We start from the raw sequence: 26,381 nt of genomic DNA on the forward strand, positions 1-26,381 counted from the left end.
TTATTGTTTTCTTGGTTCAAGAGGTCGACATGAAAAGAGTCGTGCTTTACATGCTGTTGCTGATCGTGGGTGCCGTGCTGGGTGTCACAGGTTATGGCACCTATGCGAAGCTGATAAAGGACCCCATGGCTGAGGAGCAGGATAGCCAGGAGCCCCTTTACTGGGTGGCGCCGATGGACCCCAATTACCGGCGAGACCAGCCCGGGAAGTCCCCCATGGGCATGGACTTGATTCCCGTCTATGAAGAAGAAGGCGATGAGCAGGATGATGGTGCCGGGGTCGTGCGCATCTCACCGGCTATCGAGAACAACCTTGGCGTTCGCACGGCTCATGTGGACAAGGGCGTCTTCGACTCCGAGATCAGGACGATCGGCTATGTGCAGTATGACGAGGATCAACTGGTGCATATACACCCTCGAGTCGAAGGCTGGATCGAAAAGCTGTACGTGACGTCGGAAGGCGATCCGGTCGAGAAGGGAGAGCCGCTTTACGACATCTATTCCCCCACCCTGGTGAATGCGCAGCAAGAGCTCGTGCTGGCGGTCAATCGTGGCAATCCACGACTGATACGGGCCGCGGAAGAAAGGCTGCAAGCATTGCAGGTGCCTGCCACCACCATTCAGGCAGTCAAGAATTCGAAGCGGGTCCACCAGTCCATCACCATCTATGCCCCCCAAGACGGGGTCGTCGATAACCTGAATATTCGCGAGGGCTTCTTCGTCAAGCCGGGTACTTCCATGCTGTCGATCGGTGCCTTGGAAGAAGTCTGGGTGGTGGGCGAGGTATTCGAGCGTCAGGCGGCCCTAGTCGAAGAAGGAGACGAGGTCACGCTCACCTCGGAGTATCTCCCTGGCAAGACCTGGAACGGCACGGTGGATTACATCTACCCGACGCTGAATAGCAAGACGCGCACGGCACAGGTGAGAACGCGGCTCGACAATAGCGACAGGCTACTCAAGCCCAACATGTTCATGCAGCTGACAATTCATAGCCGTAGCGATAACACCGCCCAGCAGATTCCCCGTGAGGCGCTCATTCGTACCGGTGAGCAGAACCGGGTCGTCCTGGCCCTTGGGGATGGCAAGTTCAAGTCAATCGAGGTGGAAGTCGGTCGCATTGGCGAGGATGTCGTCGAGATTCTCGACGGGTTGGCGGTCGGCGAGCGTATCGTTACCTCCGCGCAGTTCCTGCTCGATTCCGAGTCCAGCAAGACTTCGGACTTCATGCGTATGGATCACGCTCAGAACGACTCTGCCCAGGCGCAGGACGAGCATGCAGGAATGGACCATGTCATGGAGGACGACGCTGCTCAGGACCAGAAGATGGACCAGGACGCTCACGCAGGCATGAATCACACCATGGAAAGCGACAGCGAATAAGGAAACGTTGAACAATGATTGCCTCCATTATTCGCTGGTCCGTCAGCAACCGCTTCTTCGTGTTGCTGGCCACCTTTATCGTGATTGGCGGTGGGCTGTTCTCATTGAAGAACACGCCGGTCGATGCGCTTCCCGATCTCTCCGACGTCCAGGTGATCGTCAAGACGAGCTACCCCGGCCAGGCGCCCCAGGTGGTGGAAGATCAGGTCACCTATCCGCTGACTACCGCGATGTTGTCGGTGCCGGGGGCGGTAACGGTACGCGGCTATTCGTTCTTCGGCGACTCCTACGTCTACGTGATCTTCGACGAAGAGACCGACCCCTACTGGGCGCGCAGCCGGGTCCTGGAATACCTGAGCCAGGTGGCGCCGACGCTACCTTCCAACGCCCGACCGCAACTCGGCCCGGATGCGACCGGCGTGGGCTGGGTCTATCTCTACGCCCTGGTGGATAGAACCGGCGAGCACGATATCAGCCAGTTGCGTAGCCTCCAGGACTGGTTCCTCAAGTTCGAGCTGCAAACCGTGCCGGGGGTGTCCGAAGTCGCGGCCATCGGCGGCATGGTCAAGCAGTATCAGGTGCAGGTGGACCCGGAAAAGCTGCGGGCCTTCGACATTCCGCTGTCGAAGATCCAGGTGGCGATCGAGCGGGGCAACCAGGAGGTCGGCGCCTCGGTGGTGGAAATGGCCGAGGCCGAGTACATGATTCGTGCCACCGGCTATATCCAGAGCGTCGAGGATCTCGCCAGTATTCCCTTGGGGATGGACGCCAACGGCACGCCGCTGCTGTTGAAGGATGTGGCCGACATCAGTCTTGGCCCGCAGATGCGCCGGGGCCTGGCGGAGCTCAACGGCGAGGGTGAAACCGTGGGTGGCGTCGTCGTCATGCGTTTCGGCGAGAACGCGCAGAAGACCATCGAAGGGGTCAAGGCCAAGCTCGAGGAACTCAAGCAGGGGCTGCCCGCGGGGGTCGAGATCGTACCTGTCTACGACCGCTCCGGCCTGATCGATAGCGCGGTGGAGAATCTCTGGTACAAGCTGTTGGAAGAGTTCATCGTCGTCGCCCTGGTGTGCGTGGTGTTTCTTTTCCATGTCCGCTCTTCCCTGGTGGCCATCGTCAGCCTGCCCGTGGGCATCCTGGTCGCCTTCATCGTCATGCACCTGCAAGGCATCAACGCCAATATCATGTCCCTCGGCGGTATCGCCATCGCCATCGGCGCCATGATCGACGGTGCCATCGTGATGATCGAAAACATGCACAAGCACATGGAGCGAACGCCGCTGACCCGGGAAAACCGCTGGAGGATCGTCGCGGAGTCCGCCAGCGAAGTGGGCCCGGCACTGTTCTTCAGCCTGTTGATCATCACCGTCAGCTTCGTCCCGGTGTTCACCCTGGAGGCCCAGGAAGGTCGCATGTTCTCGCCGCTGGCCTTCACCAAGACCTATGCCATGGCGGCCTCCGCGGCCCTGGCCGTGACCCTGGTGCCGGTGCTGATGGGCTACTTCATCCGTGGCAAGGTGTTGCCGGAGCACAAGAACCCGCTCAACCGGTTGCTCATCGCCCTGTACATGCCGGTATTGCGCGGGGTCCTGCGGTTCCCGAAGTCGACCCTGGCGGCGGCGGGGCTTGTCACGGTGGTCGGGCTCTGGCCGGCGACGCAGATCGGCAGCGAATTCATTCCAAATCTGGATGAGGGCGACCTGATGTACATGCCCACCACCTACCCGGGCATCTCCATCGGCAAGGCCCGCGAGCTGCTGCAGCAGACGGACAAGCTTATCTATACCGTCCCGGAGGTGAAGACGGTGTTCGGCAAGATCGGGCGTGCCGAAACCGCCACGGACCCGGCGCCGCTCACCATGATCGAGACGTTCATCCAGCTAAAGCCACGGGATGAGTGGCGCGAGGGCATGACCACCGAGAAGCTAAAGCAGGAACTGGATAGTCTGGTCAAGTTCCCGGGGGTCACCAACGCCTGGGTGATGCCGATCAAGACCCGTATCGACATGCTGGCCACTGGTATCAAGACCCCGGTGGGCATCAAGGTCGCCGGGCCCGACCTGAAGACCATCCAGGGCATCGGCCAGCAGCTCGAGACGATCCTCGCCGACGTGCCGGGCACCGCCTCGGTGTACTCGGAACGGGTCGCCGGCGGCCGTTACATCAAGGCGGACATCGATCGCGAGAAGGCCGCTCGGTACGGGCTGAATATCGCCGATGTGCAGCAGGTTGTTTCGACGGCGATCGGCGGCATGAACGTCACGCAAACGGTCGAGGGGCTGGAGCGTTACCCGGTCAACCTGCGTTATCCCCAGGATTATCGCAGCTCCCCCGAACAGCTCTCCCTGCTGCCGATCGTCACGCCGGACGGCCAGCGTATTTCCCTGGGTGATGTGGCGGAGGTCGTGGTAGAGGATGGGCCGCCCGGCATCAAGAGCGAGAACGCTCGCCTCAACGGCTGGACCTTCGTCGATATCGCCGACGTGGACATCGGCAGTTATGTTCGGCAGGCTCAGGCGGTGGTGCGTGAGGAACTCGACCTGCCCGCCGGTTATTCCGTCACCTGGTCCGGTCAGTACGAGTACATGCAGCGCGCCAAGGCCAAGCTGACCTATGTGGTGCCTCTGACCTTAGCAATTATCATCATATTGCTGTACATGAACTTCCGCAGTCTGGCCGAGGTGGCCATCATCATGGGCACCTTGCCGCTGGCAATGGTGGGGAGCATCCTGCTGATGTATCTGCTGGGCTACAATTTCTCGGTAGCCGTCGGTGTGGGGTTCATCGCCCTGGCCGGGGTCGCCGTCGAGATCGGCGTCATCATGCTGGTCTACCTGAACCAGGCTTACCGCGAGATGCTGGAGCGTTGCCGGAGTCACGAGGTCGAGCCGCGAACGGAGACCTTGCGCCATGCGGTGCTGCATGGCGCCGGGTTGCGCGTGCGACCGGTGATGATGACCGCCGCCGCCATCATCGTGGGCTTGTTGCCCATCATGTATGGCTCGGGGACCGGCTCCGAGGTGATGAGCCGGATCGCCGCCCCCATGGTAGGAGGAATGATAAGCGCGGTGCTGCTGACGCTGCTGGTCCTGCCGGCCTCCTATTTCCTGTGGCGCAAGGCGGCTCTGCGGTGAGGGCGAGGTATCATCAAGCGTAGAGTCGTAGCGAGTGGGCATCGATTTGATTTCAAGACAAGTAGCGTCGGGAGGCGAAGATGCAAGTTGAGACCATAGGTGACGTGCTGGACTGGACGCGTGCCGTGCACGGCAATCTGGCCGACTGCATGGCCCACTGTTCGAAAGGGGCCGACCAGGAGAGGGTCAGGATGCTGCTGGATTACCTGGCCGAGCATGAACGGGAGCTGAGTCGTGTCCTCGAGCTGACGAAACAGGACGCCTCTCCCTCGGCGCTGCACACCTGGTGCTACGAATACTTCGAGCGCTACCCGGTCAAGCCTCACGAGCAGTGCAACGAGGATTTCCGCAACATGGACACGCGCGACATCATGTCCGCCGTGCTGGCCTTGCACGAGAAGGTCACCGACCTCTATCGCTATCTGCACTCGCGTGCCGAGGTGAACTCCACTCGGGAGCTGCTGGCAAACCTCATCGAGCTGGAGGAGCATGAGGCCATGCGCATGGCTCGCGACGCCGGGAGGATGGAGGATCTCTGAAGAGGAAGCTGTTCAGCTTCTATTCAGGAAAGAAGGCTAGCGTTTTACGCGAGGTGCTTATTGATCTAGCTTTATAGGCGTCTGCCATATAACGGCTTTCTATCGTGCCAGGAAGACAGGGACGAGCTGGCTGCTGTCGTCGGGCCAGCAACGCGAGGGATTCGCATGGAGCTGCTCACACTCTTCTTCATTCTGCTGATCGCTGCCGGCCTGGGGCTGCTGATCCAATGGCTGCCCCTGCGCCGTCAGCCGATGCCGACCTATCCCCAGCGGGCGCCCTTTCTGGGGGGCGGTCTGCCCGAGACCCACGCCTGGAGCCGCTTCCACGTCCGCTACTACCCCATGACGCTGCTGCTCATCGCCTTCGAGATGGAGATGATGTTCATGTACCCGTGGGCGGTGGTGTTTGTCGAGCAGGGCATGAAGGCGGTGATGGAGATGGGCATGTTCCTGGCCATCTTGTCCGTGGGCATCGTCTACGGTTGGCGCGAGGGGGTGTTCAAGTGGCAGTGAGCTGGCTTTCTCGCCTGGCGGCGCAATCCAGCGTGCCGGTGTTTCCGGTTCGCGGAATCCAGGGCGAAGCGGCCCTGCATCGCCTGACGCTGACGCCGGGCGTCGAGCTGGTGGATTCCCCGCGCCATGCCAGCATCCTGCTGGTGGCGGGAGGCGTGCCGCCGGATCAGCACGACGCCCTGCGCCGGGTGCACGATCAACTGCCCAATCCCTTTGCCACCCTGTGGTACCGCAGCGAGCCCCTGGCCGAACTCGCCAGTGCCACCCGCGTCGATGACCCCGACGCCCTGCCCGGGACGCTGATGACCGCCCACCAGGAGCTGATGCGTGGGAAGCGCGGCAGCTCGCCGCGCCTGTTGCCGGATGAGCCCCCCAACCCCTGGGAAGGGCTGGGGGACGACGGTCATGGCGGCGAAGGCATGATGGGCGGCGTGCCCTACGGCCGGCCCATGGCCATGAACATGCACGATGACATCCGCGATGGCCTGACCCTGGATTCGCTCACCGTCACCCTGGGCCCCTTCCTGCCCATGCTGCCCCCCGGGTTGGGCGCGAAGGTGACCCTGCAAGGGGATCTCGTGCAGAGCTGGATCACCCAGCACGCTCCATACCCCATCGCACTCGAGAGTGTGTTTCTTGAGGCCCGAGAGCACCCGGTGCCCATCGCGGAACTCGAGCTCGCCCGGGCGCGTTACCACCTTCAGCGACTGGCATTTGCCCTGCGCCTGGCCGGCCTCGAACGCCTGGCACTGGAAAGCTTGCGCCTGGCCCAAGGATTGAGCCCCGACAGCCGGTTGGAGGGGCTGCGCCGACGCCTGACGCGCTGCGGCTTCTTCCGCCTGACGACCACCGGGCGCGGCTGGCTCGACGAAACGTTGGCCCGTCGGGTAGGCGGCGTTGCGGCCAGGGCCGCGGGGCTCGAGGAGGATCTGCGCAGTCAGGACGCCGCCTATGGTCGATTGAAGTTCACGCCGGTCGTACAGAGCGACGGCGATACCAATGCCCGCTGGTGCCAGACCCTGGCGGAAATCGAGCAGTCCTTGCAGTTGGCGCGCCAGGCCGAACGGGAGGGGCTGTACAGTGAGACGACTGAAGCCATCGAGACGCCGCGCGGCCCCTGGGGAGAACAGCGGCCCGGGGATGCCAGCGGCGTGATTGATGATCTGCTGCCCGGCTTGGAATGGGACGAGGCGATGACCACCCTCGCGAGCCTGGATCTGGCGGCGGTCTCGGAATGGCCCCAGGACGTGACGCAAGAGCTTGGGGAAGCGCCTGGGGATGGGGCCGACGCTGCCGAGGAGCGCCGGGCATGATAGTCAATGAGCTGATCCTGCCGGTGATTCTTGTGACGATCGTTCTCGTGGTCGGCGCCTATCTGGTGGCGGTCATCGATGGGATGATCGCCGCCGCCCTCGGAACGCCTCAACGCGGGGGGGCCTGGTTGGCGCCGCTGACCCAGGGCGCCTGGCTGCTCACCCAGCAGGCCAATGCCACCGAAGCGCCGGACTGGCGTGCCTGGCGTCTGGCCCCGGCACTCTATCTGGCCCTGGCCGCGACCGGGCTGGCGGTGGTGCCCTTCTCGCCGACGCTGATCCCCACCGATCTGGTCACCAGTGTGGTGCTGTGGGGCAGCGTGGAGGCCCTGGCCACGGTGGTGATCTTCCTGCACGGCTGGTCCGCCAATACCTTGCTGGCGCTGATAGGTGCCTACCGTTACGTGGCCCTGGGGCTCTCCTACATCCTGATCAGCATGTTCGTGCTGATCGGCGTGGCGCTGCCGGCGGAGTCGCTGCAATTCAGCCAGGTGGTCGCTTCCCAGGAGGGGCTCTGGAACGTGATTCGCCAGCCGTTGGGGCTGCCGCTGTTCCTGATCGTCGGGCTGGGCATGACCTTCTGGGGGCCGTTCAACCTGGCGGACTCCCGGGATCTGGCCGGGGGCACGGCATCGACGGTATCCGGCCCGTCGCGGCTGGTCTGGGAATTGGCCCGGGCGGCGATGCTGGTGGCCTTCAGCGGCGTGGCGGCCAGCGCCTTTCTCGGGGGCTGGCTGGGCCCCTGGCTGCCGGGACCGCTGTGGGTAATGCTCAAGATGCTCGGGGTGCTCGCCGTGCTGTTGCTGCTCGGCCGGCTACTGCCTCGCGTGCAGCCGGAGCGCTGCGTCACCCTGATGTGGGTGGTGCTGTTGCCATTGTCCTTCGTCGATCTGATCTGGGCGGGCGTGGAGGCTCTTCTTTAATGGATTATCCGCTTATCGTCGATATCTTCTTTCTGCTGCTGGCCACCCTGGCGGTGGTCTCGGGCTGGCGGGTGTTCTGCACCGATTCCATGGTGCGCGCCTCCTTCTTCCTGCTGGTGTCGTTCATCGCCGTGGGCGTGATCATGATCCTGCTGACGGCGGAATACCTGGGGGTGGCGATGTTCTTCATGATGGCCGTGGAGATGATGGTCATGGCGATCTTCATGGTCATGTTCATGATGAACCCGGCGGGGCTGAATCCGATGATGATGGTTCACCAGCACAAGTTTTCCATCGCCGCCGGGGTGGCGATCTTCGTCGTCCTGGGGGGTGTGGCGCTGCTGTCGGAGTTTCCCGACAACCCCCTGCCGGCGGATCTCGACCCGGTGGCGTCCCTGGGCAACGAGCTGCTCGGCGACTCGATGCTGATCTTCGAGTCCGCGGGCATCGTGCTGCTGACCACCATGATCGGCGTGGTGGTGCTGTCGAGTCATCGGGGGCGCTATGGCGCCGCCGAGGAGGGCTCGATGCCGCCGGGGCTCGAACCGGGCGGCGACCCGGCGGGCATGCCCGAGGAAGGGGATGAGGGTGGTCATCATCATTGCCATTGAGGGGAGTTGGACACGGAGCAGGGCTATTGAAGTCGGTTTGAACACTCGGAGCTGATCCGGCAACAGGTCTACGAGGGGGCGCTATGAATCCATCCCTGGACGCTACCTGCGCCCTACCTGGCGCAGGACCCCCTCTTCGACCTGTCCCCGGCGCTCCTCGCCGCGACTAACTGCAATAGCCTGCAGCACAAGGAGGTAAAAATGACACTGGCGACTCTCTTATTGCTCGCCGCCGCACTGATCGGCATCGGCTTCTACGGCGCGCTCTCCCAGCAGTCCTTCGTGATGCTGATGATGGGCCTCGAGCTGATCTTGAACGGTGTCATGCTGGCCGCCGTGGCCTTCTGGGCCCTGAGCGGCGCCGGCGCACCGGAGGGCCAGTTGCTGACGATCGTGGTCATGGCGGTGATGGCCATCGAGATGGCCATGGGCTTTGCCCTGGTGGTGGCGGTGTTCCGCACCAAGCAGGCCGATGTGACCGAAGGCATCACGGGGTTGAAGCACTGATGCTGTGGACGCTTGCGCTGTTTCCGTTACTGGGCGCGACCCTGCTCTATCTGGGTGGCCGACACCTGAGCCGTGGTGGACTGGCGCTTGCGGCGGCACTTGTCCTGCTGGTCACGCTGGGGCTGGCCGGGCTGGCGGTGACGAATGACTGGCAGGGCGGCCATGCCTGGAGCGAGACCCTGGTATTGACCCTCGAGCTCTCCACCGCCGGTAGCGTCTTTGCCCTTACGATACCGCTGATTGCACTGCCCATCGTCGTCTACGCCGGGTATCACGAGGTGGCCCTGCGCACCGGCTATCGTCGTGGCAGCCGCCAGGGCGCGCGTTTGATCGGGTTGCTGCTGGGCTTCGTCGGCGCCATGCAGCTGCTGGTGTTGGCGGGTGATTTCTTGACGCTGCTGATCGCCTGGGAACTGGTCGGCGCCTGCTCCTGGGCGCTGATTTCCCATAAGTGGGGGCAGGCGGAAGTACCCAAGGAGGCGGTTCAGGCCTTCCTGGTCACCCGCTTCGGCGATCTGGGGTTGTATATCGCCGCGGCGGCGGTGTTCGCCGGCACGGGCGGCTTCGGCTATGCCGATCTGGCGGCACTCGACGGCGACTTGTTGAGTATGGCAGTGGCCGGCATCCTGCTGGCGGCGGCGGCCAAGTCGGCGCAGCTGCCGTTCTCTTCCTGGCTGTTCGCCGCCATGGCGGGTCCAGTGCCCGTCTCGGCCCTGTTGCATTCTGCGACCATGGTGGCGGCAGGCATCTATCTGCTGTCACGCCTGCAACCCGTCCTATCCGCCGTCGACTGGTTCGCGCCGCTGGTCATCGGCCTGGGGCTTGCCACCGCGCTGGCCGGTGGCGTGGTCGGGGCATTCCAGGATCATGCCAAGAAGCTGCTGGCGGCCTCCACCTCGGCCCAGTACGGCTTGATGTGGGTTGCGGTGGGAGCAGGTTTTCCCGGCGTGGCCCTGTTGCACTTTGTCGCCCATGCCTTCTTGAAGGCCGGCTTGTTCCTGGCGGCGGGGCTTGCCGAGCGCCAGACCGGCAGTTACGACCTGCGCGACATGCGCCAGGGAAGTCGCTTGCCGGGCATCGCGCTGGCCACCGCCGTGCCGAGCCTGGCCCTGGCGGGCGTGATTCCCTTGGGGGCAGCCTGGAGCAAGGAGCAGATCGCGGCAGCAGCGGGCCATCAGGCGGCCTGGCTGGCGGTACTGGTGGTGCTCGCCGGAGGCTTGAGCGCGCTGTATGCCACGCGCTTTCAGTTGCTGGCCTACGGTCGCCCGTTGCGCCGTGACCCCACGATGCTGCCGCAGGGCCCTCGTCCGTCCCGGGCTGAAAGCGGGGCGCTGGTGTTTCTGGCCGGGGTGACGCTACTGCTGTCGCTGGCCTGGTGGCCCGGGGCACAGACGTGGCTGGCCGAGGCCTTGCCCCGGCAACTGCCAGAAGGAAAGCCCTGGGAGCTGATCCTCTCGCTAGCGCTGGTGGTGCTGGGCATCGCCGTGGGATTCATCCTGACGCGCCGCCGACGCCGGTTGAGTGCCTGGGAATCCTGGGCATCCACCTGGTTCGGCCTGCCGGCAGTGATTCAAGGCGTCGCGATGGGTGCCCTGCTGCTGGGCCGCGCACTTGCCCGTTTCGATGACCGGGTCGTGGATGCCGGGCTACGCGGCACGGCACGCTTCGGCCAGTGGCTGGCACGGCGCCATGCTCGGGAAGGAGAGGCCTTCGCCGAGGGCGTGCCCGGCATGGCGACCCGCCTGAGCGAATGGGGCGGCCGCTGGGCGCGCCAGGCCCAGAGCGGCCAGACCCATCATTACTACGCCGGCATTAGCCTGGGCCTCGTCGTCATTTTCGCCATCCTGTTGATAGGAGCCTTGCTGTGATTCTCACCGTCGCCTGGATCGTCCCCCTGCTGGGCGCTGTCGCGCTTGCCGCTTTCCCCCGCTGGAGCGAGGCGCGGGCACGGCTATGGGCGGCGGTGATGGCCGCGCTGTCGCTGCTGGCGCTGGTCGTCGCCTGGGTCGGCTTCGATCCGGCAGGGCCGCTCTTCCAGCATGTCGACGAGTTGCAATGGGTGCCGAGCATCGGGGTCGCCTACCGGGTGGGGGTGGATGGCATCGCCCTGGCGGTGGCGACCATGAGCGCGCTGCTGTTCGTCGCGGCCATCGTCTATCCCGTGGATACCCTGGGCCAGCCTCGCCAGTATTATGCCTGGCTGCTGTTCCTGCAGGCGGTCTCCCTGGGCGTCTTCCTGACCCTGGACCTGCTGCTGTTCTACGTGTTCTTCGACCTGACCCTGGTGGGCATGTTCTTCCTCATCGGCCGCTGGGGGCACGGCACGCCCCAGGTCTCGGCGCTCAAGTTCTTCCTCTATACCTTTGCCGGCTCCCTGCTGTTGCTGCTGGCGATCATCGGCCTGTATCTGTCGATCGAGCCGCACAGCTTCGATATGCGCGTGCTGATCGAACGCCAACCCCTGGCCGGGACCGGACTCTACGCCGGGCTGGTGTTCCTGGCGCTGATGCTGGGCTTTGCCATCAAGACGCCGCTGGTGCCGCTGCATACCTGGCTGCCCCAGGCCCACGTCGATGCCCCGGGCCCGGCCTCGGCGATCCTCGCCGGGGTGCTGCTCAAGATGGGCACCTACGGCATGATCCGCCTGCCTTTTGCGATGATGCAGGAAACCTTCGCCGAGTATTCGCTGACCATCGCCATCGTCGCGCTGGTGGCCATCCTCTACGGCGCCCTGGTGGCCCTGGGGCAGAGCAACCTCAAGCGGCGCATCGCCTACACCTCGATCAACCACATGGGGTATACGGTACTGGGTATCGCCGTGGCGGCGGCATTCTTTGCCGATAACCAGGCCGCGCGGCAACTGGCGCTAACCGGGGCGACGGTGGAGATGGTCGCCCACGGCTTGATCACCGGGGCGCTGTTCCTGATCTGCGGCTCCTTCTGGCAGCGTACCGGCGACTACGAACTGGATCACTACGGCGGCCTGGCCCATCGCGCGCCCTTGCTGACCGGCTTCACGGTGCTGGCCGCCTTCGCGAGTCTCGGCATGCCGGGGCTGGCCGGTTTCGTCGCCGAGTTCCAGGTGTTCGCCGGTACCTTCGCCGTCTATCCTTGGCTGGCGGTGCTTGGGGTGCTGGGTATCCTGATCACCGCGGCGCTGTTCCTGGACATGCTGCGGCGGCTGTTCTTCGGTCGGCTGCCCTCGCATCTGGGAGGGTTTAGCGAGCTGAAACGGGCCGAGTGGGGCGTGCTGGGCGTTCTTTCCCTGGGCATCCTGGTCATCGGTGTCGCGCCGCAGTTCCTGCTGACCCTGATCGAGGCGTCTTCCGCATTGCTGGTGGGAGTGCGCTGATGCCCATCGGTGACCTGCTCCCCGAGACCATCCTGCTGGTCGGCGCGGTGCTTATCGTGCTGTTCGCCTCCTTCGCGCCGCACCAGCGCCAGGCCTGGGCCGCCGGTCTGGCGCTGGTCGCCCTGGCGCTCGCGGCGGGGTTCGGCCTGCTGCAATGGCGACAGCCCCCGGCAGTGACCTTTTCCGGTGTCTGGGCACTGGATACGCCAGCCGTCGCTACCAAGCTGCTGGTGCTGTTGAGCGGAGCAATCGCCGTGGCACTGTCGCCGGACTGGATGCGCAGCGATCGGCGCCACGGCGAGTACTATGCCCTGTGCCTGTTCACGTTGCTCGGCGTGATCATGATGGCCTCGGCCAACGACAGCATGGAACTGGTGGTGGGCATCCTGCTCTCTTCCACGGCCAGCTACCCTCTGGTCGCCTACCATCGTCGCTTCACGCCGGCCCTGGAGGCGGGCATGAAGTACTTCCTGATCGGTGCGCTGACCAACTCGCTGCTGGTGGTCGGCGTGGTGCTTCTGTTCGGCCTGGTCGGCGATACTGATTACGCACGCACGGCCGCCGTGTTGAGCGCCTCGCCGGATGCGGCGCCGCTGGCGCTGAGCGTGGCGGTGGCCTGTATCGTGCTGGGGCTGACCTTCAAGCTGGCGGCGTTTCCCGGCCATGCCTGGATGCCGGATGTCGCCCAGGGCGCCCCGGCGCCGGTCGCCGCCCTGCTCACCGTGGCGCCCAAGATCGGCGCCGCGGTGGCCCTGGCGCGGTTCGTCTCGCTGCTGCCCGAGTCGCAGCTCTGGCCGATCATCGTCGCCTTGATCGCCGTGGTGACCATGACCCTGGGCAACCTGGCGGCTTTGCGGCAGACCGATGTGCGGCGCCTGCTCGGCTGGTCCTCGGTCTCCCAATCGGGCTATGCGCTGATGGCGGTGGTGGTGCTGGACAGTGCGCCGCGAGCATTGCCGGCGCTGCTGGCCTTCCTGGCGGCCTATCTTGTCGCCAATCTCGCCGCCTTCGCCGTGGTGACCCACCTGCGTGGGCGCACGGCGCTTGCGGATTACCATGGCCTGGGGCGTACCCAGCCCATCGCGACAGCGATACTGATCCTTGCGCTGCTCTCGCTGGTCGGTATCCCGCCGCTGGTGGGCTTCTTCGGCAAGTTCCTGTTGTTCGAGGTGACCATCGCCGGCGGCTATGCCTGGCTGGCGGTGATCGCCGCCGTCAATACCGTGCTGTCGCTGTTCTACTACCTGCGAGTGATCATGGCGACCATGTTCAAGCCACTCGAAGGCGAGGTGCATGTACTCGGCGCCTGGTCCTGGCTGGCCCTGCTGGCAAGCGGTGTCCTGCTCGTCGTGGCGAGCCTGGGGGCGGAGGCCGGCCTGGGGCTGATGGGAGCCATTCGCTTCGCGGGCTAAGGTGGTATGGCTTGCGACGCGGTCAGGAAATGGCGCGCCTCGCGCAGCACCAGCCAGCGCCCCCGGTAGCGAAACGCTTGGGCATCGGCAGGGATGGTCGAGGCATCTTTCACTGTGGTGACAATAAGGCCGTCGGGATGCCGCTGACTCCACGCTTGGATATCTTCTTCGTCGATCTCCTGCAAGGGCTTCGCCAGGCGCCCGGCAAAGCCAAAAGTGGCCTGATAGTCGAAATCTGCGATGCTTACGGCCTTGCCGTCGGCCTGCCAATCGGTGATGACCCGCGATGGCGCGCCGATGTCATAGGCGCTCCACAAGGGGCCGAGCATCACATAAGCGGCCAGGACCCAGGCCAAGATGTTGAGCAACACCATGCTACGCAGCGTTCCCGTCGTTGATCGGGGGTGTCGATAAACGCTTCCGATGGCCAAGGCGAGCAGCAGCAGCGCACCAATAGGATCGATACCCTCGCGCAGCAAGGGTTTGCCCGTGATGCTGAGCAGTAACCCCGCTACGGCTAACAGCCCCCAACCCAGCCCCCAACCCAGCCCCAGGCCCAGCCATACCCCGGCCTCGAGCCACTGATTTCGTGCAGGAAGGGAGTCGAACGAGACCAGCGGCAAGATCGTCCCGAGCACGCAGGCGGTGAGCAGCACATCGAACATCATCACGCCGCTGTAGGTGAGCCACAGTAGTGTGGCAGCCAGGATGAGCGTTGCCTTCCAGGCGTAGTCGGCGTCACCCAGGCGCCGCGCGATACGAAGAAGGTGCAGCTGAGCCACGAGGGCAGCCAGCGGCGAGATCAGCTTGGGCCAGGTGTCATTGACGCCGAAGAGCTGCCAGCCGAGGTGGATCAGCCAGAACAGCAGCGGTGGCTTGTCCGAATAGGGGGTGCCGTTCATGTGTGGCACGAGAAACTGGTGGTGCTGCCACATCTCCCAGGCGACGCTGATATAGCGGGTCTCGTCGATGGGAATGTACGGACGTGCCAAGGCCACCAGGCCGATCAGCAGGTAGATGACCGCCAACGTGAGCGTATTGAGAACAAGTGCTGACAGCTTCATCGGGTGATTGTTATCGAGCCACGCCATTGGACCTCGACGTCCCTTGCAGCAGCGGTCGGTGTCCGTTGCCCAAGTCAGAGCAACGACAGCAATACGATGCTCGATATGGCCAGCACGGACATGGGCACCGGGCTTCCATGGGAACGGTACGTCACGGCGACGATCGCTGCCTCGAGGAGCAAAAGTGTCGTTCTATTCATGCAGCGCAGACTCTCTGTGGCCCAAGGTTTTCAGGCAGTCAGTATCGACCCGCGATCTTAATGTTTTCTTACCGCTGCCATTTTGGGGGTGAGGCCGGCGTGGCGATGCCGCGGCCCTGGTTGCACTGGTAGAGGGGTGGTATAAGGGAAGCCATGGAGTCAAAGCGTTAGGCTTCGTCCTAGCCATTCGGCGATCTTCGCGTGCAGGCACTTGAAGCCGTGGCTTCCTTAAAAAGCGTCGCTGGGCGACGAAGAGGATATGACGTCTCAACCTCCCGTTTCACCTGGCCGCATCGTGGCCATCGGCGGTGCCGAGGACAAGACCTCCGATCTCGAGATCCTGAAAAGGGTCTTCGACCTGGCGCCCGAGGCCAATGCCGAAGTCGCCGTGATCGCCACTGCCAGCAGCATTCCCGATGAGGTGCTTCCCGACTATCAAGCGGCCTTCGAGCGCCTGGGCGCGAGCCGCGTTCATACCCTGGACATACAGGATCGTCAGCAAGCAGCCGACGACGCCACCCTTCGTCTCATCAATCAGAGTGGCGTGATCTTCTTCACCGGCGGTGATCAGCTTCGCCTGACCAATGTGATCGGCGGTTCGGCGGTGCTGAACGCCATCCGCGAACGCCTGATGGCCGGCGCCGTGGTGGCCGGCACCAGCGCGGGGGCGGCGGCCATGCCGGGCACGATGATCTACGACGGCGCCGCCGCAGATGCCCTGCGCAAGGGCGCCGTCAACATGACCTTCGGTCTCGGCTTCGTCGACGGCCTTGTCATCGATAGCCACTTTCTCGAGCGAGGACGCTTCTCGCGCCTGATGCAAATCGGGGCGACCAATCCGGAGCACCTCGGGGTTGGGCTGGGCGAGGATGCCGGCGTGATCGTGCATCCGAACCGAGTCCTCGAGGCCATCGGTCCGGGCCATGTCATCATCATCGACAGTCGGGACCTAGCGAGCTCCAACATCGCCGATCTATCGATGGGAGAGCCGATAGCCATCGAGAACATGATCCTCCATGCGATGGTCAGCGGTCACGGCTTCGATATCGAGGCACGGCGCTATCTCGTCGCCGACGCCCTCGACGCCCTGCTCGAGGAGTCGCGATGAACATCCTCGAACATCGGGCCCTGCGCGGTCCGAATTACTATAGCCGCTACCTGACCATCTTCATGCGCCTGGACATCGGCGAACTCGAGGCGCGCCCGAGCGATACCGTTCCCGGCATCGTCGAGCGCATCAGCGGGCTCTTGCCTACACTACAGGAGCATCGCTGCTCGATCGGCCGGCCCGGTGGCTTCCTGGAACGCGTGGCGCGGGGCACTTGGGCCGGACATATCGTCGAGCACGTGGCGATCGAGCTGCAGAACCTGATCGGCTTCTCGGTGGGATACGGCAAGACGGTGGATTCCTACGAAACCGGGATTTATAACGTCGTCTATCGCTACCGGGACGAGGCTTGTGGGCTGGCGGCGGGCGTCGAAGCCGTGGCGTTGGTCGAGCGACTATTCGATGGTGGCGACATCGATATGCCGGCGATCATCGCTCGACTGAAGGCGGTGCGCGATGCCCATATGCTGGGGCCGTCCACGGCCTCGATCGTCGCTGCCGCCGAGCGGCGTGACATACCCTATACCCGCTTGAGTGAGGACAGCAGCTACATTCAACTGGGCCATGGCCATCGTCAGCAGCGCATCCAGGCGACGGTGACCGGCCGCACGGATCTAATTGGCCATAGCATCGCCGGCGACAAGGACTGGACCAAGCAGGTGCTTGGCGATGCCGGGATCCCGGTCCCCTACGGCAAGGTGTGCGGCTCCCTCGATGAAGCGCGCGACGCCGCACGGCTCATCGGCTATCCCGTCGCGGTGAAACCGTTGATCGGTAACCACGGTCGTGGGGTGAGCACGGACATCCAGAACGACGCCGAATTGCAGGAGGCCTTTAGCATCGCGTCTCGGCGCAATCCATCGGTGATCGTCGAGCAATTCATCAAGGGTGAGGATCATCGCCTGCTGGTGATCGATGGCAAGCTGGTGGCCGCGGCGCGGCGGCGTCCGGCGCATGTGATCGGTGATGGCAGCGCCACGCTGCAAATGCTGGTGGACAGGGAAAACCAAGACCCACGCCGTGGCGTTGGGCACGAGAACCTATTGACGCAGATCGAACTCGACGAGCAGACCGAGCGGCTGCTCGGCCAACGGGACCTGACCTTGCAAAGCGTCATCCCCAAGGACCAAATCGTCTATCTGAAGCCCACCGCGAACCTCAGCACCGGGGGCACCGCCACGGACGTGACCGACGACGTCCATCCGGAGGTGCGCTATGTGGCGGAGCGCATCTCGCGCCTGATCGGACTCGACATCATCGGCATCGATCTGTTGGCCGAGACCCTGACCCGGCCGCTGGAGGAGCAGTCCGCCGCAGTGGTCGAGGTCAACGCCGGGCCCGGCTTTCGCATGCACCTGTCACCCACCCACGGCAAGGGGCGCGAGGTCGGCCACCATGTGATCGACATGTTGTTTCCGGACAGCGACGACACCGGACGCATTCCCATCGTCGCGGTCACCGGCACCAACGGCAAGACGACCACGGTGCGCCTGCTCTCGCATCTGGTGCGCCAGGCGGGGCGCAATGTCGGCATGGCCTGTACCGGCGCGATCGAGATCGACAACCACGTCATCCTGCGCGGCGACTACAGCGGGCCCCAGGCGGCGGCGATCGTCCTGCGCGAGCCCACGGTCGAGTACGCCGTCCTCGAGGTGGCGCGGGGCGGCATCATGCGGCGTGGACTCGGTTTCGACGAATGCGATGTCGGTGTGCTGCTCAACATCGCCAGCGATCACCTGGGCGAGCACGATATTCACACCCTCGATGAGTTGGCCCGCTGCAAGACGGTGGTGATCGATGCCGTGCGCCCGGGAGGGACGGCCGTCCTCAATGCCGACGACCCGCGGGTGCTCGAGGGGCGTCGATGGGCCCGAGGCGACGTCATCTTCTTCACCCTCGATCCCGACTCGCCTGCCGTTCGTGAGCATGTCGCGGCGCATGGTGTCGTCTTCACCGTCCATCACGAGCGACTCGTGATGCGCCAGGGTCAGGTCGAGGCCGAGGTCATCCCGATCGTGGATGTGCCGATCACCTTCGAGGGGTATGCCCGCTTCAATGTCGCCAATGCGCTGGCCGCCAGCGCTGCTGCCTATGCCCTCGGACTTTCCATCGCCGACATTCAGATGGGCCTGCAGACGTTTCACCCGACGACGGGACAGAATCCTGGGCGTACCAATCTCATCGAAGTGGATGGCATGCAGGTGCTGATCGATTATGGGCACAACGTGCCGGCTCTCGAGGCGCTCGGCGAGCTCGTGAGCCGCATTCCGGCGAAGCGCCGCATCGGCGTGGCCAGCGCCCCAGGCAACCGCCGCGATGAGGATCTCTTCGCCCTTGGCGCTCAGCTCGCCAGAATGCACGACAGGGTGTTCATCTACGAGACCGACCCGCGTGGGCGTGCCGTCGGAGAGGCCGTCGCGCTGCTGCGCGATGGCGCCGAGTCGGTGCCAGGTGACTGCCAGGTCGCGGTCGTCATGCAGGAGGATCAGGCCGTCGGGAGGGCCTTGGACGAGGCCGATGAAGGTGACTTGCTGGTATTGCTGATCGACGATATCGATGGCGCCATCGAACGCCTCAAGGGACGCCGTTTCTCGACGAGCCTGGCGAGCAGCGGCAGTTGAACATCCTTATTTTCTTCATCCACCGTCACAGGTGACCCTTCGTGATGATCCGACATGCTGACGACGCTCCGCTGATGACCCTGTTGCGCGTCGGTCGTATTTACGCGCCAGAGCCCCTCGAGCAGACCGATATCCTGATCGCGGATGGACGAATCGCCGCCCTGGGACGCGATCACGAGGTGCCAGAAGGGTGGCCGGTGAACCTGGTCGAGGCTCGCGAGCTCATTGCCGTGCCGGCCTTCATCGATCAGCACGTGCATGTCACCGGGGGCGGTGGCGAGGGCGGTTGCGGCACTCGCTGCCCCGAGATCACAGCCCGCGAGATCGTCGCCATGGGGATCGGAACGGTCGTGGGGGTCCTCGGCACCGACGGCATCAGCCGCTCGCCGGCGGATCTGCTGGCCAAGGTCCGCGGATTACGCGCAGAAGGCGTCTCGGCCTATATGTACACCGGTGCCTACCGTGTGCCGCCGCCGACCCTCACCGGCGATCTACAGCGCGACCTGGCCTGGATTCCCGAAGTCATCGGCCTGGGTGAGCTGGCGATCTCGGATCATCGCTCGAGCCAGCCGCGTCAGGATGAGATCGCGCGTCTGGTTAGTGATGTGCGCGTTGGCGCCATGCTGGCGGGCAAGCGCGGCATTTGCCACTTCCATGTCGGCGACGGCCAGCGTGGGCTAGAACCGCTACGCCGGCTGCTGTCGGAGACCGAGATCCCCGCCGATCAGGTGATTCCTACCCATGTGAATCGCCATCGTGCCTTGCTGGAGGAGGCTGTCAACTATGCGCTGACCTTCGATGCCTGCGTGGATGTAACCGCCTTCGAGGGCGCCGGGGAAGAGGGTCTTTCGGCTTTTGACGCGGTGGTGTCGTTGCTCGATCGGGGGGTTCCGCGAGAGCGCATCACCCTGAGTTCCGATTGCAACGGCAGCCTGCCGGAGTTCGACGCCAAGGGCACGTATCTGGGCATGCGGGTGGCGCGCAACACCGCCTTGATCGCCGACTGGCAACGCCTCGTGCACGAAGAGGTGCTGCCGCTCGAAGAGGCCTTGGGCCTGATCTCTGGCCATGTGGCCCGGGTGCTCGGGTTGCACGACCGCAAGGGGTGTCTGGCCGTCGGTTTCGATGCCGACGTGACACTGCTCAACGACGCGCTGCAGCCGCAATGCACCTTCGTGGGTGGTCGCTGTCTCTACGACGGGCGCTAGGAAATCACTGCATAAATGGCTGCGCAAGCGAATTGCTGCGTTGCGCGGTGCTGGTGCGCCAGCCCGGTCGAAGATCGCCTAACCCCATGTTATGTCTCGTCTTCTGTGCTCCGGGCGCCTTGCACTTCATCTCGCTCAGCGATTCATTCAACAATTCCCTAGCCTTCACTCAGTGTCGTGGGCGCTACATACAGCGGTGCCGCCTCCTCGTCGCCGCCGCAATCCGTGACGGCGGCGCCCGGAATCAACCACCAGTCGTCGCTATTCTGATGCCCCATGTCCCAGGCCTGAGTCAGATCGATGCAGGGGTAGTCGCGGGTGCGGCGCTGTTCGGTGAGCATCCAGCGCTGACTCGGTGCCTTTCCGAGCCAGGCGAAGGCGCGCTCGAACTGGGCATCGACCGGCGTCTGGTCGCCGAAGTGCACGCTGGGCTGGCGGGACTGCAGCAGGAATTCCTCGTCGAAGCTCGGCAATGCCAGCCAGGCATCGTCACCGGTGATCGAGACGATCTCCTGCATCATGCGCCGCGGCGAGCGGGTCTCGTTCTGCAGTGCATAGCCCCAGGTGGACCAGGTCACCCAGAACACTGCCAGCCACAGCGGCAGGGCCAGCATGCCACGTCGCGGTCGCAGCCAGATCAGCAGCCCCGCCGCCGCGACACCGAGCAGGATCCACCAGGCCCAGGGCACGATGTCGTGACGCTCGGCGAGCCTGGCCAGCGCCGGCAGCCCCAGGGCACCGAGCAGGCCGGCGGCAAACAAGACGCCACCCAGCAGGGTCAGCACGCCGGCTCCTAGCCAATGTAGGCCCCGCTTGCCCAGCAGGCCCGGCAGCAAAGGCGCCAGCGCCAGTACCAGTAGGGGAATCGTCGGCAGCACATAGACGCCGCGCTTGCCCGGCGACAGCGAAAAGAACACGAGGATCAGGATCACCCCGCTCAACGGCAGCAGCAGGCGAGCATCGTGACGCCGGGCGCGACGCCACCAGGCGGGAATCGCCCAGGGCAGCGCCAGCACCAAAGGCATCCAGGCCCAGGGGAGCACCTCGAGCAAGTAGTAATACCAGGGCTTGAGATGGTGCCAGGCATCGGCGTAACGCTCGCCGGTCTGCTTGAAGAGGATGTTGTCGCGATAGGCCGCGAGGCTCGGATCGTCACCGAAGGTGGCGATGAAGATCATCGGCAGTGCCCATAGCGCCACAACGGCGAGTAGCACGGCCAGGCCCAACCCCATGTCCTTCCAGGTGATTCGGGTTACCTGCCCACGCCAGGCACACCATAGCCAGGCAGGCAGCAGCAACAGGGGCAGAAAGCCGACCCCCTTGGTGAGGATGCCCAGCCCCATGGCGCCGAAGCCGATGAACCACCAGGCCCTTGCCGGGCCGAGCAGGGCATGGCGCAGCAGTCCGTAGGTGCCCAGGGTGGTGAAGAAGGTCAGCAGCATGTCGATCTGGGCGGCCTTGGCCTGGAGCACGAACTGTAATGTGGCGAGCAGGGCCAGGCCGCTTAGCAGGGCGATGCGCTGGCCGTGCAGTCGGCGTGTCAGGTCCATCACCAACGCCAGGGTGCCCAGGGCGCCGACCAGCGACGGCACCAGGAAGCCCAGACGCAACGAGCCGGTGATGGCGATACTGAGCGCCGAGGCCCACATGAACAGTGGCGGCTTGTCGGGATAGGGTTCGCCGCCCCGGTGGGGAAACCAGAACTGACCGGTCTCGAGCATCTCCAGGGCGTTCAGCGCGAAGCGCGGCTCGTCGGCGGGCCAGGGGTCACGCAGGCCTATCCCCAGGCCGAGCAGCACCAGGGCGAAGGCCATGACCACGAGCCATGACCAGCGATAGGCATGATTCAGGTGACGCAGATAAGGGGGGCGAAGCATGGCAGCCGAATCCCGGTCAGGAGGAGGAGTCTGGGGTTTCTGCCCGTTGACGTGTTTCGCGGCGAATCAGCATCAGGTTGCGGGCATAGATGAAGAGCCCGGCCCCCTGGCCGGCGATGAACACCGGGTCGCGGCGGTACAGGGCATAGGCCAGCAGCGTGGCGCCACCCCCGAGGCTGAGGAACCAGAACGCCGTGGGGACGATGCTGCGCTTGGCGCGTTCGCTGGCCAGCCACTGCACGAGAAAGCGCGCCGAGAAGAGGGCCTGCCCCAGGAAGCCGATAGCCAGCCAGAGCCATTCATTGGTCATGGATGCTCCTTGGGAACCACTGACTAAATGCCTGCACGGATGAATTACGGCGTTGCACGGTACTCAAAGACTCGCCTAACCCCAAGTTATGTCTCATCTTTTATGTTCCGTGCGCCTTGTTCTTCATTCCGTTCGGCTATTTATTCAGCGATTCCTTGTTGTGTGTGGATGAAACGCCCTTTTCGGCTGGAATGGCTGCATGATTCTCCAGAGGTGACGGCAGCCGGGTACGCCGACGCAGCCACATGACGCCGACGATATCCACCAGGCCGACCCAGAGGCGATTGTTCAAGCCGTAGTGGGACTTGCCCGTGCCGCGGGAGCGGTGATTGACCGGCACGGAAACGCACTTGCCGCCCTGGGCCATGACCAGCGCGGGAATGAAGCGATGCATGTGGTCGAAATAGGGCAGTGCCAGGAAGGCATCGCGGCGAATGACCTTGAGGCCGCAGCCGGTGTCCGGGGTATCGTCCTTGAGCAGCGCCGATCGTACGCGGTTGGCGACCCTTGAGGAGAATCGCGTGAACCAGGTGTCGCGACGTTGCACGCGGTGCCCATTGACTAGGGTGATGCCTTCCTGGCGGGCCTTGTCATAAAGGCGTGGCAGATCGGCGGGATCGTTCTGGCCATCGCCATCCAGGGTCGCAAGCCAGGTGCCCCGGGCCGCCCAGGCGGCCTGCCATAGCGAGGTGCTCTGACCGGCGCTACGAGCATGACGCAGCGGGCGCAGCCGTGCATCCTGGGCGGCACGCTGGCAGAGCAGCGTCCAGGTCGCGTCCGTCGAACCGTCGTCGACCACCAGGATCTCGTAATCCGCCTGAGCGTAATTCTCCTGAGACAGCGCGGCGGCGATCTCGTCCAGTAACTGGGGCAGATTGCCTGCCTCGTCCTTGGCGGGAATGAGGATCGAGAGAGAGGGCTGCGGCATGGGTGAAGGTTCCAAAGAAGTAATGGCGTGATAGGCGTATTTAACCAAGTCTTGAAGAAGACTGCCTGGCGTCGGACGAAACGGCGATGCCATCATGATAGCGACGATACCAGGCAACGAAGCGTCGCACTCCCTCGGCCACCTCGATGCTTGGGCGAAAGCCCGTGGCGGCGAACAGGGGCTCGGCGTCTGCCCAGGTGTGCTGCATGTCGCCCGGCTGCATGGGGAGATAGTCGCAACGGGCCTCGAGGCCGGTGGCCTCCTCGAGGGTGCGTACCAGCTCCACGAGATTGACGGGGCTGCCGTGACCGATGTTGTAGAGTCGATAGGGCGTATTGTCGCTGGTCTCGGGTTCTGGAGCGAGATCCATGATGCGCACGATGCTCTCGGTAATATCGTCGATATAGGTGAAATCCCGGGACATGACGCCCTGGTTGTAGAGTTCGATGGGTTTGCCGTCGAGGATGTTGCGAGTGAACTTGAACAGGGCCATGTCGGGGCGCCCCCAGGGACCATAGACGGTAAAGAAGCGCAGTCCTGTGGTGGGCAAGCCGTAAAGATGGGAGTAGGCATGGGCCATCAGTTCGTTGGATTTCTTGGTGGCGGCATACAGGCTGACGGGCTGATCGACGCTATCCTCGACCGAAAAGGGCGCCCTGGCATTGAGCCCGTAGACCGAACTGGATGACGCATAGACCAGATGGCCGACTCGTTGCCGGCGACACCCCTCCAGCACATTCAGGTGGCCGATCAGATTGGATTGACCATAGACCTGCGGATGATCGAGGGAGTATCTCACCCCGGCCTGGGCCGCCAGATGCACGACACAGTCGAATCGAGGTCCGGCGAACAGTCGCTGCATGCCTGCCTCATCGGTGAGATCCAGGCGCTGGAAGCGCACGTTGTCGAAGTCGGCGAGATCGTTCAACCGCGCCTGCTTGATGGCGACGTCGTAGTAATCGTTGAGGTTGTCGATTCCTACGATCTCATGCCCGTGGTTCCTGGCGAGCCGACGCGCCAGGGCATGGCCGATGAACCCGGCCATGCCGGTGATGAGGACCCTCATGAGCTACTCCTGATGATAAGCTCGATCAGTGTGCATCGATTGCCTTAAGGGAAGCTTAAGCATCCCGTCGCTACACTCGGCCTTGTACGGTGGATGTCCGTGTCCATGTGTATTAGGTAAAAGCAAGGCCCAAGGGGCGTGTTCCTGGTGGGGTCGCGGGGATAAAGCATGCGCATACTGTTGGTGGAAGACGATCCGTTGCTGGGTGACGGCATCAAGATCGCCCTGGAACGAGAGGGCTATGTGGTCGACTGGTTCACCAGGGGGAGCGAGGCGATCGCGGCCCTCGGCGGCGAGGCGTTTTCGATGATGATCCTCGATCTGGGGTTGCCGGACATGGATGGCATGCAGGTGTTGGGTCGCGTCAGGCAGCACTCATCCCTGCCGATACTCATCCTGACGGCACGGGACGCCGTGGAGGAACGCATTCGCGGGCTGGATGCCGGGGCCGATGACTACGTGCTCAAGCCCTTCGATCTGCAGGAGCTGCTGGCCCGGCTGCGGGTGGTCACGCGCCGTGCCGAGGGGCGGGCCTCGCAGGTGTTGACCCTCGGCGAGCTGTGCATCGACGAGGCGCGGCACTGCGTGAGCTGGCAGGGCCGCGAGATCAAGCTGAGCCGGCGCGAATACGCGCTGCTGCTCGAACTGGCCCGACATCCGGACAAGGTGCTCTCGCGGCCGCGGCTGGAAAGCCTGCTCTACGGCTGGGGCGAGGAGGTGGAGTCCAACGCGGTCGAAGTGCATGTGCATCACCTGCGCAAGAAGCTCGACCGGGGCCTGATCGTCACCGTGCGAGGCATCGGCTACCGACTGGATAGCCAGGCCGCATGAGATCCATTCGTCGCTACCTTGCCCGGACCCTGGCGCTGGTGCTGGCGGTGACCGCGCTATTGACGGTCACTGCGGCCTACCTGATCACCGATCATGAACTCGAAGAGATTCTCGATGCCCAGCTGAGCCTGCAGGGGCGCATCATCGCCGGGCTCGTTTCCCCGACGACCACTCGCGAGGAGTATCGTCGCATCGCCCGGCGCCTCTCGCTGCCGGGGCACGAGGCCAGGGCCTACGCCGACGGCCAGCTCGAGCCCAGTTCGCCGCAGGCTCCACCCGCGGCACTCTACCACGAGGAAGAGCGGGTGTTGTCGATCGGCTTCTGGAACGCCGACGGTTCCCCGCGCCTGCTCGGTGCCAGATGGAATGGCGACACTCCCTTTCCTGCCCCGGGCGAGGAGGGCTACCGGTGGGTCGATTATGCCGGTGATCGCTGGCGGGTATTCAGCCTGTTCGATGCGCCCAGTGCAACCTGGGTTCAGGTGGGCGTGCGTGGTGATTTCCTCGAGGAGATCGTCGAGCGCGTGGCGCTCAACAATCTCTGGCCGATGCTTCTCCTGCTGCCGCTATTGTTGTGGCTGATGGTTCGTATCATCCGTCGCGGGCTGTCGCCCATTGCGCTGCTGTCCCGCCAGGTGCAAGGACGCGATGGCTGTGACCTGACCCCGATCGAGCTGACGGTCCCCCAGGAGCTCGGCGGCTTGCATCAGGCGCTGAACGATTTCATCGCCCGGCTGGGCAAGACATTGGAGCGCGAGCGGCGCTTTACCGCAGACGCGGCCCACGAGCTGCGCACGCCCCTGGCCGCCCTCAAGATCCATCTCGACAACGCCCAGGCTGGCGAAGGTCAATCGCTGCAGAAGGCCGCGATCGGCGTGGAACGGCTGCAGCGGGTGGTGGAGCAGCTGCTGGTGCTGGCGCGCTTGGACCGTGCCTCGACCGTCCAGGCGGAGACACTCGACATCTATCCCATCGTGGTGGAACTCACGGCCGAGCTCTGGCCGCTGGCCCACGCACGGCGACAGGAGCTGCTGGTGATGGGCGAAACCCGGCTGGAAGTGCAGGCCGATCCGGTGGAGGCGGGTATCCTGTTGCGCAACCTGCTGGACAACGCGCTGCGCTATACCCCCGAGGGTGGCTGCATCGAGGTGGAGCTCTGCCGCCGGCAGGACAGGCCGCAAGTCATCGTGCGGGATAACGGCCCGGGGATCCCCGAGGAGCTGCTCGACAAGGTCACCGAACGCTTTCGCCGCGCTTCGGATCAGCGCACCACGGGCAGTGGGCTCGGGCTATCCATCGTCGTGGAACTGGCCCGACGCCAGCATGCCGAACTGAGATTGAAAAATCGCGCCCCCCAGGGGCTGGAGGCCAGCCTGCTCTGGCCAACGCCATGAGTGGTGCAGGCCAGGCATGGGAACCGTCGAGGATGACATCATGTCACCGTCGGCCGTTCAGCGAGGCGAGTGCTTATCAGGTATCATGCGC

General features: G+C 64.2%; 22 protein-coding genes. 16 read left to right on the forward strand and 6 right to left on the reverse strand.

From position 1 onward, the window contains the following. The first annotated feature begins 29 nt into the window (after nucleotides 1-29). The 11 genes from BUA41_RS16350 (at nucleotide 30) to BUA41_RS16400 (ending at nucleotide 13,683) form a co-directional block, all read left to right on the forward strand. Nucleotides 30-1,379 carry an efflux RND transporter periplasmic adaptor subunit gene (locus BUA41_RS16350; protein ID WP_072824813.1) on the forward strand — a complete coding sequence of 450 codons (1,350 nt, stop codon included), beginning with the start codon at nucleotides 30-32 and terminating at the stop codon, nucleotides 1,377-1,379. 14 nt (nucleotides 1,380-1,393) lie between these two features. Next, entirely contained in the window at nucleotides 1,394-4,513 is a 3,120-nt protein-coding gene (locus BUA41_RS16355; protein ID WP_072824815.1) for an efflux RND transporter permease subunit, read from the forward strand. Nucleotides 4,514-4,593: 80 nt separating this feature from the next. Next, complete coding sequence (locus tag BUA41_RS16360) at nucleotides 4,594-5,052, forward strand: hypothetical protein (RefSeq protein WP_072824817.1); 459 nt, start codon at nucleotides 4,594-4,596, stop codon at nucleotides 5,050-5,052. A 165-nt stretch (nucleotides 5,053-5,217) separates the two neighbouring features. Next, nucleotides 5,218-5,565, forward strand: a complete 348-nt coding sequence (locus BUA41_RS16365) for an NADH-quinone oxidoreductase subunit A (RefSeq protein WP_072824819.1) — start codon at nucleotides 5,218-5,220, stop codon at nucleotides 5,563-5,565. Further along, nucleotides 5,556-6,878, forward strand: coding sequence for an NADH-quinone oxidoreductase subunit D-related protein (locus BUA41_RS16370; RefSeq protein ID WP_072824821.1), 1,323 nt, complete (start codon nucleotides 5,556-5,558; stop codon nucleotides 6,876-6,878). The genes BUA41_RS16365 and BUA41_RS16370 overlap by 10 nt, the downstream gene beginning before the upstream one ends. Further along, complete coding sequence (locus BUA41_RS16375) at nucleotides 6,875-7,801, forward strand: complex I subunit 1 family protein (protein WP_072824823.1); 927 nt, start codon at nucleotides 6,875-6,877, stop codon at nucleotides 7,799-7,801. Before BUA41_RS16370 ends, BUA41_RS16375 begins: the two co-directional genes overlap by 4 nt. Further along, nucleotides 7,801-8,412, forward strand: a complete 612-nt coding sequence (locus tag BUA41_RS16380) for an NADH-quinone oxidoreductase subunit J family protein (RefSeq protein WP_072824825.1) — start codon at nucleotides 7,801-7,803, stop codon at nucleotides 8,410-8,412. Before BUA41_RS16375 ends, BUA41_RS16380 begins: the two co-directional genes overlap by 1 nt. 201 nt (nucleotides 8,413-8,613) lie before the next feature. Then, nucleotides 8,614-8,919, forward strand: coding sequence for an NADH-quinone oxidoreductase subunit NuoK (nuoK, locus tag BUA41_RS16385; RefSeq protein WP_072824827.1), 306 nt, complete (start codon nucleotides 8,614-8,616; stop codon nucleotides 8,917-8,919). Continuing rightward, complete coding sequence (locus BUA41_RS16390) at nucleotides 8,919-10,787, forward strand: NADH-quinone oxidoreductase subunit 5 family protein (protein WP_072824829.1); 1,869 nt, start codon at nucleotides 8,919-8,921, stop codon at nucleotides 10,785-10,787. Before nuoK ends, BUA41_RS16390 begins: the two co-directional genes overlap by 1 nt. After that, nucleotides 10,784-12,271 carry a complex I subunit 4 family protein gene (locus tag BUA41_RS16395; protein ID WP_084671754.1) on the forward strand — a complete coding sequence of 496 codons (1,488 nt, stop codon included), beginning with the start codon at nucleotides 10,784-10,786 and terminating at the stop codon, nucleotides 12,269-12,271. Before BUA41_RS16390 ends, BUA41_RS16395 begins: the two co-directional genes overlap by 4 nt. Beyond that, nucleotides 12,271-13,683 carry an NADH-quinone oxidoreductase subunit N gene (locus tag BUA41_RS16400; protein ID WP_084671757.1) on the forward strand — a complete coding sequence of 471 codons (1,413 nt, stop codon included), beginning with the start codon at nucleotides 12,271-12,273 and terminating at the stop codon, nucleotides 13,681-13,683. Before BUA41_RS16395 ends, BUA41_RS16400 begins: the two co-directional genes overlap by 1 nt. Here the strand turns inward: BUA41_RS16400 and BUA41_RS16405 are convergent. Next, entirely contained in the window at nucleotides 13,680-14,774 is a 1,095-nt protein-coding gene (locus BUA41_RS16405; RefSeq protein WP_072824831.1) for an ArnT family glycosyltransferase, read from the reverse strand. The two genes, BUA41_RS16400 and BUA41_RS16405, sit on opposite strands and share 4 nt — an antisense overlap. Before the next feature lie 47 nt (nucleotides 14,775-14,821). Then, nucleotides 14,822-14,947, reverse strand: coding sequence for a hypothetical protein (locus BUA41_RS19630; protein ID WP_281247860.1), 126 nt, complete (start codon nucleotides 14,945-14,947; stop codon nucleotides 14,822-14,824). A 259-nt stretch (nucleotides 14,948-15,206) separates the two neighbouring features. Between BUA41_RS19630 and BUA41_RS16410 the strand changes: the two genes are divergently transcribed. Genes BUA41_RS16410 through iadA form a run of 3 tightly spaced genes read left to right on the forward strand, consistent with a single transcriptional unit; the run spans nucleotide 15,207 to nucleotide 19,884 of the window. Further along, entirely contained in the window at nucleotides 15,207-16,055 is an 849-nt protein-coding gene (locus BUA41_RS16410; RefSeq protein ID WP_072824833.1) for a cyanophycinase, read from the forward strand. Next, complete coding sequence (gene cphA, locus BUA41_RS16415) at nucleotides 16,052-18,676, forward strand: cyanophycin synthetase (protein WP_072824835.1); 2,625 nt, start codon at nucleotides 16,052-16,054, stop codon at nucleotides 18,674-18,676. Before BUA41_RS16410 ends, cphA begins: the two co-directional genes overlap by 4 nt. Before the next feature lie 44 nt (nucleotides 18,677-18,720). Next, on the forward strand, nucleotides 18,721-19,884 hold the full coding sequence (gene iadA, locus BUA41_RS16420) for a beta-aspartyl-peptidase (RefSeq protein ID WP_084671760.1): 1,164 nt from the start codon (nucleotides 18,721-18,723) through the stop codon (nucleotides 19,882-19,884). Between the two features lie 158 nt (nucleotides 19,885-20,042). On the opposite strand, the gene BUA41_RS16425 is transcribed toward iadA, so the two are convergent. From BUA41_RS16425 to BUA41_RS16440, 4 genes are all read right to left on the reverse strand, one after another. After that, nucleotides 20,043-21,761 (reverse strand): ArnT family glycosyltransferase, encoded by a 1,719-nt coding sequence (locus tag BUA41_RS16425; RefSeq protein ID WP_072824837.1) that lies wholly within the window; start codon nucleotides 21,759-21,761, stop codon nucleotides 20,043-20,045. A gap of 16 nt (nucleotides 21,762-21,777) precedes the next feature. Then, nucleotides 21,778-22,071, reverse strand: coding sequence for a lipid-A-disaccharide synthase N-terminal domain-containing protein (locus tag BUA41_RS16430; RefSeq protein ID WP_072824839.1), 294 nt, complete (start codon nucleotides 22,069-22,071; stop codon nucleotides 21,778-21,780). 136 nt (nucleotides 22,072-22,207) lie between these two features. Next, nucleotides 22,208-22,999, reverse strand: a complete 792-nt coding sequence (locus tag BUA41_RS16435; protein ID WP_084671762.1) for a glycosyltransferase family 2 protein — start codon at nucleotides 22,997-22,999, stop codon at nucleotides 22,208-22,210. Nucleotides 23,000-23,039: 40 nt separating this feature from the next. Beyond that, nucleotides 23,040-24,065, reverse strand: coding sequence for an NAD-dependent epimerase/dehydratase family protein (locus tag BUA41_RS16440; protein ID WP_072824841.1), 1,026 nt, complete (start codon nucleotides 24,063-24,065; stop codon nucleotides 23,040-23,042). Nucleotides 24,066-24,233: 168 nt separating this feature from the next. Here BUA41_RS16440 and BUA41_RS16445 point away from each other — a divergent pair, with 168 nt between their 5' ends. Together BUA41_RS16445 and BUA41_RS16450 are read left to right on the forward strand one after the other, a co-directional pair. Then, nucleotides 24,234-24,896, forward strand: coding sequence for a response regulator (locus BUA41_RS16445; RefSeq protein WP_072824843.1), 663 nt, complete (start codon nucleotides 24,234-24,236; stop codon nucleotides 24,894-24,896). After that, nucleotides 24,893-26,290: an ATP-binding protein gene (locus tag BUA41_RS16450; protein ID WP_072824845.1), complete on the forward strand. Its 1,398-nt coding sequence runs from the start codon at nucleotides 24,893-24,895 to the stop codon at nucleotides 26,288-26,290. The genes BUA41_RS16445 and BUA41_RS16450 overlap by 4 nt, the downstream gene beginning before the upstream one ends. Nucleotides 26,291-26,381: the final 91 nt, after the last annotated feature.

The organism is Modicisalibacter ilicicola DSM 19980 (genome assembly GCF_900128925.1).
Taxonomy (GTDB): domain Bacteria; phylum Pseudomonadota; class Gammaproteobacteria; order Pseudomonadales; family Halomonadaceae; genus Modicisalibacter; species Modicisalibacter ilicicola.